At 61.4% G+C, this 15,253-nt stretch carries 14 protein-coding genes; 10 read left to right on the top strand and 4 right to left on the bottom strand.

Annotation, left to right across the window (positions count from 1 at the left end; genetic code table 11):
• Positions 1-99 precede the first annotated feature (99 nt).
• Together CUC44_RS01145 and ettA are read left to right on the top strand one after the other, a co-directional pair.
• Positions 100-945 carry a lytic transglycosylase domain-containing protein gene (locus CUC44_RS01145; protein ID WP_100858175.1) on the top strand — a complete coding sequence of 282 codons (846 nt, stop codon included), beginning with the start codon at positions 100-102 and terminating at the stop codon, positions 943-945.
• A 312-nt stretch (positions 946-1,257) separates the two neighbouring features.
• Positions 1,258-2,925 (top strand): energy-dependent translational throttle protein EttA, encoded by a 1,668-nt coding sequence (gene ettA, locus CUC44_RS01140; RefSeq protein WP_100858174.1) that lies wholly within the window; start codon positions 1,258-1,260, stop codon positions 2,923-2,925.
• 253 nt (positions 2,926-3,178) lie between these two features.
• Here the strand turns inward: ettA and CUC44_RS01135 are convergent, their stop codons facing one another.
• Positions 3,179-3,901, bottom strand: a complete 723-nt coding sequence (locus CUC44_RS01135) for an AraC family transcriptional regulator (RefSeq protein ID WP_208621007.1) — start codon at positions 3,899-3,901, stop codon at positions 3,179-3,181.
• A 119-nt stretch (positions 3,902-4,020) separates the two neighbouring features.
• Here CUC44_RS01135 and CUC44_RS01130 point away from each other — a divergent pair, with 119 nt between their 5' ends.
• The 3 genes from CUC44_RS01130 (at position 4,021) to CUC44_RS01120 (ending at position 6,488) form a co-directional block, all read left to right on the top strand.
• Complete coding sequence (locus CUC44_RS01130) at positions 4,021-4,410, top strand: nuclear transport factor 2 family protein (protein WP_100858172.1); 390 nt, start codon at positions 4,021-4,023, stop codon at positions 4,408-4,410.
• Positions 4,411-4,550: 140 nt separating this feature from the next.
• Positions 4,551-4,886, top strand: coding sequence for a hypothetical protein (locus CUC44_RS01125; protein WP_100858171.1), 336 nt, complete (start codon positions 4,551-4,553; stop codon positions 4,884-4,886).
• A 258-nt stretch (positions 4,887-5,144) separates the two neighbouring features.
• The gene (locus tag CUC44_RS01120; RefSeq protein WP_100858170.1) at positions 5,145-6,488 is read left to right on the top strand and encodes an NCS2 family permease; all 1,344 of its coding nucleotides are present in this window, start codon (positions 5,145-5,147) and stop codon (positions 6,486-6,488) included.
• Positions 6,489-6,563: 75 nt separating this feature from the next.
• Here the strand turns inward: CUC44_RS01120 and djlA are convergent, their stop codons facing one another.
• The 3 genes from djlA to CUC44_RS01105 form a co-directional block, all read right to left on the bottom strand.
• The gene (gene djlA / locus CUC44_RS01115) at positions 6,564-7,379 is read right to left on the bottom strand and encodes a co-chaperone DjlA (RefSeq protein WP_100858169.1); all 816 of its coding nucleotides are present in this window, start codon (positions 7,377-7,379) and stop codon (positions 6,564-6,566) included.
• A gap of 72 nt (positions 7,380-7,451) precedes the next feature.
• Positions 7,452-8,132: an N-acetylmuramate alpha-1-phosphate uridylyltransferase MurU gene (gene murU / locus CUC44_RS01110; RefSeq protein ID WP_100858168.1), complete on the bottom strand. Its 681-nt coding sequence runs from the start codon at positions 8,130-8,132 to the stop codon at positions 7,452-7,454.
• Positions 8,129-9,139, bottom strand: coding sequence for an aminoglycoside phosphotransferase family protein (locus tag CUC44_RS01105; RefSeq protein WP_100858167.1), 1,011 nt, complete (start codon positions 9,137-9,139; stop codon positions 8,129-8,131). The genes murU and CUC44_RS01105 overlap by 4 nt, the downstream gene beginning before the upstream one ends.
• 174 nt (positions 9,140-9,313) lie before the next feature.
• Here CUC44_RS01105 and lptD point away from each other — a divergent pair, with 174 nt between their 5' ends.
• The 5 genes from lptD to apaG are packed head-to-tail and all read left to right on the top strand — an operon-like array spanning position 9,314 to position 15,248.
• Positions 9,314-11,746: an LPS assembly protein LptD gene (gene lptD, locus CUC44_RS01100; RefSeq protein WP_100858166.1), complete on the top strand. Its 2,433-nt coding sequence runs from the start codon at positions 9,314-9,316 to the stop codon at positions 11,744-11,746.
• A 30-nt stretch (positions 11,747-11,776) separates the two neighbouring features.
• The gene (surA, locus tag CUC44_RS01095) at positions 11,777-13,069 is read left to right on the top strand and encodes a peptidylprolyl isomerase SurA (RefSeq protein ID WP_100858165.1); all 1,293 of its coding nucleotides are present in this window, start codon (positions 11,777-11,779) and stop codon (positions 13,067-13,069) included.
• The gene (gene pdxA, locus CUC44_RS01090; protein ID WP_100858164.1) at positions 13,069-14,064 is read left to right on the top strand and encodes a 4-hydroxythreonine-4-phosphate dehydrogenase PdxA; all 996 of its coding nucleotides are present in this window, start codon (positions 13,069-13,071) and stop codon (positions 14,062-14,064) included. Before surA ends, pdxA begins: the two co-directional genes overlap by 1 nt.
• Positions 14,054-14,881, top strand: coding sequence for a 16S rRNA (adenine(1518)-N(6)/adenine(1519)-N(6))-dimethyltransferase RsmA (gene rsmA, locus CUC44_RS01085; RefSeq protein WP_167388736.1), 828 nt, complete (start codon positions 14,054-14,056; stop codon positions 14,879-14,881). The genes pdxA and rsmA overlap by 11 nt, the downstream gene beginning before the upstream one ends.
• Positions 14,882-14,885: 4 nt before the next feature.
• Positions 14,886-15,248 (top strand): Co2+/Mg2+ efflux protein ApaG, encoded by a 363-nt coding sequence (apaG, locus tag CUC44_RS01080; RefSeq protein ID WP_100858163.1) that lies wholly within the window; start codon positions 14,886-14,888, stop codon positions 15,246-15,248.
• The last annotated feature ends 5 nt before the right edge of the window (positions 15,249-15,253 follow it).

The raw sequence follows: 15,253 nt of genomic DNA, 5'->3' as shown, positions 1-15,253 counted from the left end.
CTCTGATAGCCACGCACATAACCACATGTTCCATCGGCCGGCTGGCAGCGCCCCCATATCGAGCCTATATCTTGCGGATACGAAAATGAGGTATCCATCATGCAGAGACTCTGCACCTGGGGCTGGGGGATCTTGCTCCTGCTGACCACCGCATCGACCCACGCCGATTCCTTTCGCCAGGCCCCCAAGGCGATGAGTGCCCTGCGCCAGGGCGCCGCCATGGAGCGCAGCAACCCGAGACAGGCCATCGCCCACTACTGCAATGCCGCCAGTCTCGGCAACCCGGAGGCCTATTTTCGCATCGGTCGTCTGCTGGCCCGTGGCCCGCAAGGGATCCGCAGCGCCCGTCAGGCCAATGCCTACCTCGCCATGGCCATGCGCCTTGGCAACCAGCAGGCCGCCCGCTACTACAACACCCGGGTAGGCAATGCCCCCCTCGGTCCCTGCGGCGTAGGAGGTGGCTCGGGCGGAGCACCCTGGATACAACCCTCGACCCCCTTCGATCAGGACAGCTATCTGGCCCGCCAGTCCATGAGCAAGCAGAAGCTGGCCGGCATGATCCGCCAGGCGGCCAAGCGCCATAAGGTCAATCCGCAACTGGCGCTGGCCATCGCCATCGCCGAGTCGAATCTGAACAGCTTCGCCGTCTCTCCCAAGCAGGCGCAGGGGGTCATGCAACTCATCCCCGAGACCCAGGTCCGCTTCGGCGTCACCCGTCCGTTCGACGCCGAGCAAAACATCCGCGGCGCCATGATCTACCTGAAATGGCTGGAGAAGCAGTTCGGCCCCGACTGGATCAGGATCAGTGCCGCCTACAACGCCGGCGAACAGGCCGTGGTGCGCTATGGCGGCGTGCCCCCCTATCAGGAGACCCAGGAGTATGTCCAACGGGTGCTCTATTACTCGGGGCACAATCAGCTCAAGGAGGCGAGATCCGCGCGATGACAACCTCTATTCAGACGCTAAAACAACCCGTTAAACCCAAGCCTATCGAGTCAGACTTAAGGAAAAATTAAGTCTGGCGCTCGCGGGATCCGGCCGCTGCTTGCTCGGCCCTTTCTCTCATCTTCATCCCCTTTATGAGCCCTTCCCCCTATGGGGCACCCCATAAGTCGACGGCTTTGCCGCCCTCTGTCCATTGGTTTACAATCGACTGGTTTTTTGGAACCGGGTTGGCCCGTGCCAACCTGGCCCCACCACGCCATCAGTCTGTTAATGCCAAGACATTAAACTGCTGAAAAGGAAGAGAATTAGCCAATGGCTCAATTTATTTACACCATGAACAGAGTCGGCAAGGTCGTGCCGCCCAAGCGTCATATTCTCAAGAACATCTCCCTCTCCTTCTTCCCGGGCGCCAAGATAGGCGTCTTGGGCCTGAACGGTGCCGGTAAATCCACCCTGCTGCGCATCATGGCGGGCATAGACACCGATATCGAAGGGGAAGCCCGCCCGCAGCCCGGCATCAAAATAGGCTACCTGCCCCAGGAGCCGAAGCTGGATCCGGAGCAGACCGTGCGCGAAGCGGTGGAAGAGGCCGTTGGCGAGGTCAAACGTGCCATGGCGCGGCTGGACGAGGTCTATGCGGCCTACGCCGAGCCGGACGCCGACTTCGACAAGCTGGCCCGCGAGCAGGGCGAGCTGGAAGCCATCATCGCCGCCCAGGGTGGCCACAACATGGAAAACCAGCTGGAGCGCGCGGCGGATGCGCTGCGTCTGCCAGCCTGGGATGCCCAGATCAAGCACCTCTCCGGGGGCGAACGCCGCCGGGTGGCGCTGTGCCGCCTGCTGCTGGAAAAACCGGACATGCTGCTGCTGGACGAGCCGACCAACCACCTGGATGCGGAATCCGTGGCCTGGCTCGAGCGCTTCCTGCACGACTACGAGGGCACTGTGGTCGCCATCACCCACGATCGCTACTTCCTCGACAACGTGGCGGGCTGGATCCTGGAGCTGGACCGTGGCGAGGGCATTCCCTGGGAGGGCAACTACTCCTCCTGGCTGGAGCAGAAAGATGCCCGCCTGGCGCAGGAAGCGAGCTCGGAAGCTGCTCGCCGCAAGTCCATCGAGAAGGAACTGGAGTGGGTTCGCCAGAACCCCAAGGGCCGTCAGGCCAAGTCCAAGGCCCGTATGGCACGCTTCGAGGAGCTCAACACCAACGACTACCAGAAGCGCAACGAGACCAACGAGCTGTTCATTCCGCCCGGACCCCGCCTCGGCGACAAGGTGCTGGAAGTGGCGAACCTGCGCAAGTCCTACGGTGATCGCGTGCTGATCGACGATCTCACCTTCGCCATTCCGAAGGGGGCCATCGTCGGCATCATCGGCCCTAACGGGGCCGGCAAGTCCACCCTGTTCCGCATGATGTCGGGCCAGGAGCAGCCGGACTCCGGTTCCATCACCCTCGGCGATACCGTGGTGCTGGCCTCGGTGGATCAGTTCCGTGACAGCATGAACGACAAGAAGACGGTGTTCGAAGAGGTCGCCGACGGTCAGGACATCCTGCGCATCGGCAACTACGAGTTCCCGAGCCGCGCCTATATCGGCCGCTTCAACTTCAAGGGCGCCGATCAGCAGAAACGCGTCGGCGAGCTGTCCGGTGGTGAGCGTGGTCGTCTGCACCTGGCCAAGCTGCTGCAGACCGGCGGCAACGTGCTGCTGCTCGATGAACCGACCAACGATCTCGACATCGAAACCCTGCGCGCGCTCGAGAACGCCCTGCTGGAGTTCCCGGGTTGTGCCATGGTCATCTCCCACGATCGCTGGTTCCTCGACCGCATCGCCACCCACATCCTGGACTACCAGGACGAGGGCAATATCGCGTTCTTCGAGGGCAACTTCACCGAATACGAAGAGTGGAAGAAGAAGACCTACGGTGCCGAGGCCGTTCAGCCGCACCGCGCGAAGTACAAGCGCATCGCCAAGTAAGGCGAGTCAGCGCAGGTACGGACAAGGGGAGCACTAGCTCCCCTTTTTTATTCAGATATTGGACAAGCGGATTGCAAGAAGGACAGTCTCAACGCCCCGACGACCTTGTGGTTAGCAACATCCGGTGAGACCAGCTTCCCCAAGGACGGCGCAAGAACACCTAATCCCAAACAGTCCCTTCACCCTATGGCCTCGCCTTCCCCTTGATTGGCCGAGTATTTGCCGGCGAGAAGCCCGGATAACTGGAATAGGCTCATCTCATCTGGCGAGCCTGAAACTGGCCGGGGGTCAGGGCGAAGCGCGATCTGAATGCGGCGATAAAGGCGCTGACGTTCTCATATCCACAGCGCCCCGCGACCAGGGCCACGGCGTCCCCCTGCAGCAAGTGAGCGAGGGAATGGATGAGCCGCGCCTGCTGCCGCCACTGGCTGAAGCTGAGCCCGGTCTGCTGGCTGAACAGGCGACTCAGGGTGCGACTACTCAGGCCACTCTGCTGCGCCAGCATCTCATGGTTCAGGGCGCAATCTGGCTGTACCAGCAGCAGTTCTGCCACCTGCCGCGCTCGCCTGTCTGCGGGGAGCGGCAGTTGCAACGGCAACTCGCCAGCCCGCCCTATCTCGTCAGTCATGACCGCCAGCAGATGCGCCGGGTATGGATCGCCAGGTGCCTGCTCGTGGGCAAGCAGCACCTTGTCCAGCAGGAGCAACAGGAAGTGATCCGCGGCGCGCACGCAGGGATAGGCCGGCAAGCCGGCGCTGCCCTGCGCATCCAGATGCAGGCTATGGCACTCGCTGTCTGCTGGCATCCAGGCGCGGTGCCGCCACGTGGGGGGAAACCAGCCGACGCTGCCGAGGGTCAGTGCGTGCTGTGCCTGATCTGTCTCCACCATGATAATGCCTCGCCTGACCCAATAGAGCTGACCGGTCGCATGCTGGTGCCACTGGGTTTCATGTCTGCGCGGATGTATCAGACTCATGCTCTGCTCAATGGTCATGATGGCCGCTGCTCCGTATTCAATGTCGGACTGTCGTTACTATACCAAAGGGGGTCGGCGCTATGCTGGTTCCCTCACCCCACCACTCGCGGAATATGCCCATGAATCCCTCCACCATCGTTGAACAGGCGCTGTTCGAGATTGTCTGTCACCCTCTGCACGACGAGGCACAGATTTCGGCCTTCTTCTCACCGCACTACCAGCAATGGGTCGATGGCAAGTCGCTGGATTATGCCGGCTTCGTCGCTCATATGGCGAAGCTCAAGCAGATCACCCGGGCCATTCATGTCACTGTGCTGGCCATCGCCAGCCAGCAGGAGAATGTATTGACCCACCACAGGGTCGACGTCACCAAGGCGGATGGCTCCCGCGCCCAGATAGAGGTGTTCGCCCACTTCGTGGTGCAAGGGGGCCGGATCCTGCGTTGTGAAGAGCTCACCCACATGGTGGCCGGCGCAGCCGAAGACGGCGAGCTGGGGAGCGTGCAATAACGCTCTCCCGGGCCGGATACTGCACCGGCCTGCATCCTGCCAGCCGAGCCCGCTATCACGACATCTCCTGCCATTCGTGGGGCTCTCAAAGGGACGACAACCCTCTATAATCAGCCTCTTTCCCCCAGCGATCCCAGGCCATGCAGCAGAACACAGGCAGTACGAAGAAACTCACCATCCAGATCCGAGTCGAGCCCGGTTGCCTCGGGCCGGATGGCAAATCCCATATCGATACCTTCTGCGCCGCCGCCAGCCGGATCTTCGCCGCCATCGAACCCGAGCGGGTGAGTTGGGTGCTGATCCCGCGCCATGACAAGCAGTTGCCGGAGCAGGAGTGCTTCATCGAGGGGCGCAAGCTGAGTGAGGAGCAGGCCAGCCTGCTGTTGCTGCGCATGGGACTGACCCTCGCCACGTTGCAGGAGCGCAGCGATGCCTTGCTGGCCCAGCTGGTGGAGCGTTACTTCAGGGCCCTCTGAGACGGGTGCCACGGCAACTGGTTTCTATCGAACCTCTTTTTTCCTACCGCGAGAGCAAACGTTTGAATTTTTGCTCTATTCATTGATCCGCTTCGCAGATCCAGGGTTTGTAAACGCGCTCGCCTGTGTAAAAATGTGCGCGCTGTCACGGTATCAGGACGAGTCTGGCGATGAATTCGCCAACGACCAGGTCAGAGCCCCTATGGATGGGTCCGACCGCGCCTGCTGCTTATTTCACGTCACCCATTGGAATCCAACATGAATCAACCACATCAAGCCACCAGTCAGGCGGCCGGGCAAGGATTGCTCGAGCGTCTGTTTGCCCTCAAAGGTCATGGCACCACGGCCCGCACCGAGCTCATCGCCGGGATCACCACCTTCCTGACCATGGTCTACATCGTCTTCGTCAACCCGCAGATCCTCTCCGCTGCGGGCATGGACACCCAGGCCGTGTTCGTCACCACCTGCCTCATCGCCGGCATCGGCAGCATCCTGATGGGCCTCTTGGCCAATCTGCCCATCGCCCTGGCCCCCGCCATGGGCCTGAACGCCTTCTTCGCCTTCGTGGTGGTGGCCGGCATGGGCTACTCCTGGCAGGTCGGCATGGGCACCATCTTCTGGGGCGCCCTGGGCCTGCTGATCCTCACCCTGCTGCGGGTGCGCTACTGGTTGATTGCCAACATACCGCTCACCCTGCGGGTCGGCATCACAGCCGGTATCGGCCTGCTCATCGCCCTGCTCGGCCTGCACAACGCCGGTATCGTGGTCGCGAGCCCCGCTACTATGGTGACCGTGGGCAACCTCACCTCCCTGCCCTGCCTGCTGGGGCTGCTCGGCTTCTTCCTGATCTGCATCTTCTCCGCCCGCGGCGTGCACTCCGCCGTGCTGATCGCCATCGTCGTCACCACCACCCTGGGCTGGCTGTTCGGCGATGTGACCTTCAAGGGCTTCATCTCCATGCCGCCGAGCATCACTCCTGTGTTCGGTCAGCTGGACCTGATGGGTTCCCTGGATATCAGCCTGGCCGGGATCATCTTCTCCTTCATGCTGGTCAACCTGTTTGACTCGTCCGGTACCCTGATCGGGGTCACCAACCGTGCCAAGCTGGCCGATGATCAGGGTCGCTTCCCGCGCATGAAGCAGGCGCTGGTAGTGGACAGCGTGAGTTCCGTGGGCGGCGCCTTCATGGGTACCTCCTCGGTCACGGCTTACATCGAGAGCAGCTCGGGCGTGGCCGTGGGTGGCCGCACCGGTCTGACCGCCATCGTCGCCGGCATCTTGTTCCTGCTGGCCATCTTCTTCTCCCCCATCGCCGCCATGGTGCCCGCTTACGCCGCCGCTGGCGCCCTTATCTACGTGGGCGTGCTGATGTGCTCCGAGCTGACCCGCGTGAAGTGGGAAGACCTGACCGAAGCGGTGCCGGCCTTCATGACCGCCGTCATGATGCCGTTCAGCTTCTCCATCACCGAGGGGATCGCTGTGGGCTTCATCTCCTACTGCGTGATGAAGGCCGGCACTGGCCGCTGGCGCGAGATCAACCCCTGCGTGCTGGTGGTTGCCCTGCTGTTCGTGCTGAAGTTCGTCTGGGTCGACAGCCACTAATCCCGGTTTCCAGAGACAAAAATGCCCGTCATCGACGGGCATTTTTTATGGCTGACTTTCGCTCACCGGAGAGGGTTAACGGATGCCGCGTGCCTCGCGGATCCACTCCCAGGCCTGCTGGATCTCCTGGGTCTTCTCCTTGGCCATCTCCATCATCTCGGGCGGCAGCCCCTTGGCGGCCAGCTTGTCCGGGTGGTGCTTGCTCATCTCCTTGCGATAGGCGCGCTTGATGTCCTGATCGCTGTCGCTCTCGCTCACCCCGAGCAGTTGGTAGGCATCCTTGAGGCGATCCGCCGAGGGAGCCTCCTGCCGATACTGCTGACCCTGACCGCCGGCCTGCTGCTGGCGATGGAAGAAGTTCATCTGCGCCTCGGCCATGGCCAGAATGCGCGCCAGCTCGATGCGGCTGATGCCAAGCTCGTCGGCGATGGTCTGCAGGATGGCGCGTTCATCGGCCTCGACCCGGCCATCGGCGAAGGCGGCCTGCAGCTGGACTTCCAGGAAGAAGCGCAGGATATCGCGCTGGCCCTGGCTCGCCTGACGGAACTCGGCGAGGGTCTCTCGCAGGGGGAAACCGCTCTCCTTGCCCTGCCGGAACGACTCCTGAGCCCGCACTCGCTGCTCGCCGGACAGACGCATCCTGTCCATCAGGTTGGAGGCAACCCGGATCTCCTGCTCCGTGACCTGACCGCTCGCCTTGGCGATGTGGCCCATGACGGCGAAGGTGGCGTGGAAGAAGACTGCCTGTTGCTGCTGGGTGGGCGCCCGGCGGAAGGACATGCCCATGCCCCGATCGAAACGGTGGCCTATCCAGAGGCCGAGCAGGGCACCGAAGATGTTGCCGAGCAGAAAACCGAAGAAGGCGCCAAGCACCTTACCCCAAATACGCATGGTTCAAGACCTCGTGAGATTGATAAGCACGTCACCAGGCCCTGAGAGGGCGGCAGGCGACGCGATCGTATATTAGTTGTGCGGCTGTGCGGCCCCGGCCTGGAGTTCATCATCCAGCTCTCGCAGCCGCTCGACTGTGCCTATGTCTCGCCATTCCCCAGCCAACAGGGCGCCACCGACCCGGCCTTGCGCCATCCAGGCGCGCAGCAGGGGCGCCAGCTTGCGCGCGCCAGCGGGAAGATCGGCGAAGGCGGCGGGATGATAGATGCCGACCCCGCTGAAGGTCAGCGCAGGGGCGTCCTGCACTCGGCCAGCTTGCAGCGCGAAATCCCCGTGAGGATGCTGGGGCGGATTGGGCACCAGCCAGAGGTGGGCGAGATCCTCACCCAGCGCCTGATTCACCAGGGTGCGGTAGTCCAGGTCCAGCCAGGTATCGCCGTTGATCACCAGGAAAGGCTCAGAGCCCAGCAGGGGCAGTGCCTGCACTATGCCGCCCGCTGTCTCGAGGGCGGTTTCTTCCGCCGACCACTGGATCTGCACCCCGAACTGGCGGCCGTCACCGAGGGCTTCCACCAGCTTGTGGCCGAGCCAGGCGTGGTTGATGACGAGTTCCGTCACGCCGGCCGCCGCCAGCTTCTCGATATGGTGCGCTATGAGCGGCTTGCCCCCCACCGCCAGCAGGGGCTTGGGCAGCAGATCGGTGAGCGGACGCATCCGCTCGCCGCGCCCGGCGGCCAGGATCATCGCCTTCATGCCGACGCCCCCACCCGCTCGATTGCAGGCAGAATATTACTCTGCAACCACACGCCGAAACGAGACAACACAGGGTATTTATCCCCATGCAGGCGACACACATCCACCACATAGCCCAGGGTGCGAGGAATATCCTTCAGGTAACCTGACTTGCCATCCCTGTGGCAGAGGCGGGCGAAGATGCCCGTCGCCTTCAGATGGCGCTGCATGCCAGTGAGATCGGCGTGACGGCGAAAGCTCCCATAGTCGATCTCGGCCAGCAGCTTGGCCTCACTCAGGGTCGCAAAGCCGTGGCGCATGCCCTGCTCTATCACATCATCAGACCAGCGCACGTAGCAATCCTTGAGCAAAGAGACCAGATCGTAACTCAGGGGGCCAATGACCATGTCCTGAAAATCGATCACCGCCAGGGTGCTGGTCTCGGGGCTGTCGCCACCGCACACCATCAGGTTGCGGCTGTGGAAATCCCGGTGCATCACCCCCTGGGGCTGGGCCAGGTTGTTGGCGGTGAGGCAGGAGAAGGTGTCAGCCAGCAGCTGTTGCTCGCTCTCGCTCAAAGTCAGCTGCAGGCGATGGCCCAGCAGCCATTCGGGGAAGATGCTGTCTTCCCGCGCCATAAAGGCTTCATCGAAAGGATCGAGCGCCAGCTCGACCGCTCCTAGCCTCGGCAACAGGGCGATGGCCTTGTCATACCAGGCCTGCACGTTGTGGGAGTCCAGGCAGCTGATAAGCTGGGTATCACCGAGATCCGTCACCGCCAGCAGACCCTGTTCATAGTCCACCGCCTGCACCTCGGGGGCCAACAGCCCGCCTTGCGTCAATGCGCTGGCATTACGAACAAATTCATGATTTTTTTCGGTTTTCGGATTAGCATCCACCCATACCAGACCGGCACCACGGAAGTAGCGGCGAAAACTGGCGTCACCGGAGATCAGGGTCAATTGAAGATTGGCATCACCGGAGATCCGGCGCGCCCAGTGCAATAACAGGGAATCGCGATCGTGCATGAGTCGGGGACCAAATTGGAAAGCAGCACTTGGCTGTTAGCCCTGGCCGCAATAATGCTTTATCATTGCCGGCTAACATAAAGCAATGACATGCAATGTCAACTCGATGGATCCTGACATAAAATGCATGCCCTGAATCAACCGTCTTAACCACGGATTGCGCGAGCCCTTCACATGACAAAATGGACACTGGGAGCTTCTGGTCCCATCGCCCTGACTATCAGCCTTGTTCCAGCCCTGAGCCCCTTCACGGTCCAGGCCGCGCCATTCAATGCGCCACCGGCCACCGGGATCCTCGACAGCCTCTGCTATGACTATGTGCCCAAGGTAGAGAAACCGAAGTCGAATGAGGAAGCCAACGCCCAGCCCGTCGAAGTCGATGCGGATCGCCTGGAGGCCAAGCAGGGCGGCACCGCCGTCTATGAGGGTGACGTCAAGGTTCGTCAGGGGGTGCGCAAATTTGACTCCGACTATGCCCAACTCGACCAGAAGAGCCGGGATGTCATCGCCATCGGCAATATTTATTACAATGATGGCCAGATCACGGTCACCAGCGACAAGACCCTGAAATCCAACCTGGACACCAAGAACTCCGAGCTGGAAGAGGGCAAGTACCAGGTCCATGGCTCACCGGTGCGCGGCTTTGCCGACAAGGTGACCATGACCAACAACAACCAGAACATCACCCTGGAAGGGGCCCAGTACACCACCTGCCCACCGGGCCAGGAAGCCTGGACCCTGAAGGCTGGCAGCATCGACATCGATCAGGGCGAGGTGTTCGGGGAGGCCTGGAACGCCAGCCTCTGGCTCTATGACTACCCGGTTTTCTATTTTCCTTACATCAACTTCCCCATCAAGGATGAGCGCAAGACTGGTTTGCTCTACCCTGGCTACACCCAAAGCTCCAAGAACGGCATGGACATCACCCAGCCGTTTTATTGGAACATAGCGCCGAACTACGACGCGACCATCACCTCTCGCTTCATGGACAGACGCGGTCTGATGGAGCAGGTCGAGTTCCGCTACATGCCGGATCCGGCCCATGTGGGTAGCCTCTACTTCGAGAACCTGGCCGACGACAAGCAGTACGACGAGACCGACAGCCTCAATGACAACCTGTCCGATGGTCACCGTTATCTGCTCAACGCCCGCCACACCTCCATGTTCATGGACAATGCCCTGCGGGTGTCGGTGGACTACACCAAGGTAAGGGACCGGGACTACAACTACTTCAACGACTTCTCCCCCAGAGTGGGGACCCAGGTCGACAACCAGTTGCAGCAGTCCCTGATGGCCGGTTACTTCCAGCAGAACTGGAACCTCAATGCCGAGGTGCGGACCTACCAGATCCTGCTGGCCAGCGCCCAGCAGCCCCACGAGTTGATGCCACGCATCAACCACAACTACTACCAGCAGGGCAGCTGGTACGATCTGGCCTGGAATACCGAGCTGACCAACTTCGGTTACAACAACGATCAGGCCATCGCCCAGAATCAGGGAGAGGCCTACACGGGTACCCGCTTCTACACGGCGCCAACCCTGACCATTCCCCTCATCGACGAGGCGGGTTACTTCCTCGACAGCCAGTACAAGCTGATGTACACCCACTACGATCAGACGGTACCGGACAACATGAGCAGCACCTTCACCAGTCGTTTCACCCCGCAAGGCTCGAACGAGGTGACGCTGGAAGAGGGTACCATCACTCGGGTGCTGCCCTCGTTCCGCCTCAAGGGGGGCATGACCTTCGAGCGTGATCAGCAGTGGTTCGGCGAGGTTGCCAGCCAGACCCTGGAGCCCGAATTTCAGTATCTCTATGTGCCCTACAAGGATCAGGACAACATAGGGGTCTACGACTCCACCACCATGCGCCAGGACTACTACAGCCTGTTCAGTGACCGCCGCTTCGCCGGCCTGGATCGCATCAGCGACTCCAACCGCATCTCTGTGGGGGTCACCACCCGTATTTATGATCCCGAAGGCGATGAACGAATCCGGCTGGCCGTTGCCCAAGCCTTCGACTTCGTCGCGCCCAGGGTCAAGCTCTACTCCAGCGACGTGGTGAACACCAATAACCGCTCCCCCCTGTCGTTCGAGGGGGATGCCAAGATCAACGAGCAGTGGTTCGCCCATGCCGGGGCACAATATGATGTGGAGCAGCGCCAGATGAGCGCCTCCAACAGCGCCCTGGAGTACCGCCGCGAGAAGCTGATAAGCCAGCTGAACCACCGCTTCGTGCGCGATGCCAACTACGACCTCGACAACAAGGGTCAGGTGACCGATCTCAACCAGATTGGCCTGCTGTTGACCGCCCCGCTCAACGATCAGTGGCACCTGTATGGCGGCTACTATCAGGAGCTCAACCAGAACGTGAAGTCTGATCGCAAGGTGGGGCTGAAATACGACTCCTGCTGCTGGAGCATCAACTTCAACCTGGAGTGGGTCAATACCCCGGACAACGTGAACATGACCCCGACGTCCGAGCGCAGCCTGGGTATTCAATTTGAAATGAAAGGATTGGGTAGCGTGGGTACCGGCTCCAAGGGCACCTCCCTGGATACCGAAGCACTGCCTTACATTCGTCCGTTTAACCTGCGAGACCAATAACGGGTCTGGCGAACGCCTTGAGAGATGGATATGAAGAAGACGTTGATTTCCCTGCTGACCGCAGGCTTGTTTGGCGCCATGAGCCAGGGCGCCCTCGCCGCCCCGGAGCTGATGGACAAGGTGCTGGCCGTGGTCAACAAGGACGTGGTGCTGGTCAGTCAGCAAGATGCTCTGGTACAGAAGGTGAAGGCCTCCGCTCAGGAGAGCGGCCAGTCCCTGCCCGATGACGCCACCCTGCGCAAACAGGCGCTGGATCGCCTGATCCAGGAGAGCCTGCAGTTGCAACTTGCGGATCGTCAAGGCCTCAAGATCAGTGATACCCAGCTGGAGCAGGCCATCCAGAGCATTGCCTCCGACAACAAGATGACCCTGGATCAACTGCGCGCCCAGCTGGAGCGTGAAGGCCTGACCTATGCCCAGTACCGGGAAGAGGTCCGCCGCGAGATCCTGATGAACGAAGTGCGCCGCAGCCAGGTTCGCCGCCGCATCAACATCTCCGAGCAGGAGGTGAAGCAAGTGGTCGAGGCGCTGAGCAAGCAGGGCCAGCAACAGACCGAATACCATGTCGGCCACATCCAGGTTGCCCTGCCGGACAACCCGAACGCCGAGCAGCTCAATGCCGCCAAAACCAAGATTGAACGCATCCTGGCCGCCCTGAAGGATGGCGCCGATTTCCGCAAGCTGGCCATCGCCGAAAGTAATGGTCCCAAGGCCCTGGAAGGGGGTGATTGGGGCTGGATGAGCCCGCAGGAGATGCCAACCCTGATGGCGGAGGCGGTACAGGGCGCCAACAAGGGCGACATCGTCGGCCCGCTGCGCTCCGGTGCCGGTCTGCACATCATCAAGATCTTCGACACCAAGGGCCAACAGCAGGTGCTGCAGACCGAGGTGAAGGCGCGTCACATCCTGATCAAGCCTTCCATCATTCTCTCCGAGGAGAAGGCCAAGAGCACGCTCGATGGTATCTTGCACGACATCAAGAGCGGCAAGGCCAGCTTCGCCAGCATGGCGGAGAAGTACTCTGAGGATCCGGGCTCTGCGGTGCAAGGCGGCGAACTCGGCTGGTCCGATCCCGGCGTCTATGTGCCGGAATTCCGCGACATGGTCAACCGTCTGCAACCGGGCCAGATCAGCGAACCCTTCCGCACCAGCCACGGCTGGCACATAGTACAGCTGGAAGATCGTCGCAGTCAGGATGCCACCGGCAAGGCGCAGGAACAACGAGCCTACCAGCTCATCTTCAACCGCCGCTTCACCGAAGAGTCCCAAGCCTGGCTGGACGAGCTGCGTGATGAAGCCTACATCCAGATCGAACCGAACTGATGAACTGCAGTCGTCTTGCCATCACGCCGGGTGAACCAGCCGGTATAGGCCCGGATCTGGTGCTGCAAATAGCCCAGCAGGATTGGCCGCACCAGCTGGTGGTGATCGCCGATCCCGCCCTGCTGCGCGAGCGTGCCGCCTTGCTGAGCCTGCCCATAGTGCTGGAACCCTACGACCCTAGTGCCCCTGCCTGCCCGCAGCGGGCGGGGACGCTCACCGTCTGTCCCCTGCCCCTCGGCGCCCCCGTGGTGCCCGGCAAGCTCGATGAGGGGAACGGCGCCTATGTGCTGGCGACCCTGCAACGGGCCTGTGACGGCAACATGAACGGTGAATTCGCCGCCGTGGTGACAGGTCCTGTGCACAAGGGGATCATCAACCAGGCCGGGGTCTCGTTCAGCGGTCATACCGAGTTCTTCGCCCAGCAGTCTGGCACCGCCGATGTGGTGATGCTGCTGGCGACCGAGGGGCTGAGGGTGGCACTCGCGACCACTCACATTCCGCTCGCCTACGTGGCCATGGCCATCACAGAAGATCGCCTCGGCAAGGTGATCCGCATCCTGGATGCGGATCTCAGGCAGAAATTTGGCATCGAACGCCCCAGGATCTACGTCTGTGGCCTCAATCCCCACGCCGGGGAAGGGGGACATCTGGGCCGGGAAGAGATCGAGGTGATCGAACCCGCTCTGGCTGGCCTCCGCCAGGAAGGCATCGATCTGGTCGGCCCCCTGCCGGCCGACACCCTGTTCCAGGACAAATACCTCAAGGATGCGGATGCGGTACTCGCCATGTACCACGACCAGGGGCTGCCCGTGCTCAAATACAAGGGCTTTGGCAACTCGGTCAATATCACCCTAGGACTCCCATTCATCCGCACTTCGGTGGATCATGGCACGGCGCTGGATCTGGCAGGCAAGGGCCTGGCAGACTCGGGCAGCCTGATCACCGCGATTAACCACGCCATTCAGATGGTAGAGAAAAAAAGATATGAGCAGTAAGGTGCAGAGCAACAAGGTGCACATGGGCCACACGGCCCGTAAGCGTTTCGGTCAGAACTTCTTGCACGACCGTTATGTGATCGACCAGATAGTCGCCGCCATCAACCCGCAGCCAGGCCAGAACCTGGTGGAGATCGGGCCGGGTCTGGCCGCGCTGACCGAACCGGTCGCCGCCCAGATGGACAAGATGACCGTCATCGAGCTGGACCGGGACCTGGCTGCGCGTCTGCGCGAGCATCCCACCCTGAAAGACAAGCTGACCGTGATCGAAGCCGATGCCATGCGCTTCGACTTCGGCACCCTGATGGGAGAAGGCAAAGGGCCGCTGCGCATCTTCGGCAACCTGCCCTACAACATCTCCACCCCGCTCATCTTCCACCTGTGCGAGTTCGCCGACCGGGTCGAAGAGATGCACTTCATGCTGCAAAAGGAAGTGGTGCTGCGTCTGGCCGCCGGCCCGGGCAGCAAGGCCTATGGTCGCCTGAGCGTGATGACCCAGTATTACTGCCAGGTCGTCCCCGTGCTGGAAGTGGGCCCGGGCGCCTTCAAGCCTGCTCCCAAGGTAGACTCCGCCGTGGTGCGCCTGATCCCGCACAAGAACCCGACCATAGTGGCGAAAGACATCCGCTGTCTGAACCGTGTCTGCACCGAGGGCTTTGGCCAGCGCCGCAAGACCATTCGCAACAGCTTCTCCAACTTCATCACTGACGCTCAGCTGACCGAGCTTGGCATTGATGGCAACCTGCGCCCGGAGAACCTTTCCCTCGAGCAGTTCGTCATGATCGCCAACTGGCTGGCCGATCAGCAGCAGGCCTGATCCTATGGCACAGCCCAAGATAGTGGTCCGCCCGCACCCCAGTTATGTGGCGGGCACAGAGGATCCTTACCATTTTCTCTACCTCATCGAGATAGAGAACCTGGGACCCGGGACTGTGCAACTGCTGCATCGGCGCTGGCTCATCACGGATGCCAATGGCAAGATGCAGGAAGTGGAAGGTCCGGGAGTGGTCGGTGAACAACCCTTTATCGCCCCCGGCGAGACCTTCAGCTACCAGAGTGGCGTTCCCCTCGCCACTCCGTTTGGCGTGATGGAGGGCAGCTACCTGCTGCAAGATGAGTCTGGGCAGCAGTTCGATGCCCCCATCGCCCCCTTCACGCTGGCCGTTCCCCACATCATTAACTGAGGTTG

It is taken from the genome of Aeromonas lusitana (assembly GCF_002812985.1).
GTDB lineage: Bacteria > Pseudomonadota > Gammaproteobacteria > Enterobacterales > Aeromonadaceae > Aeromonas > Aeromonas lusitana.
Note: the sequence above shows the minus strand (reverse complement) of the source record. Positions and strands in the feature narration are given on the sequence as shown.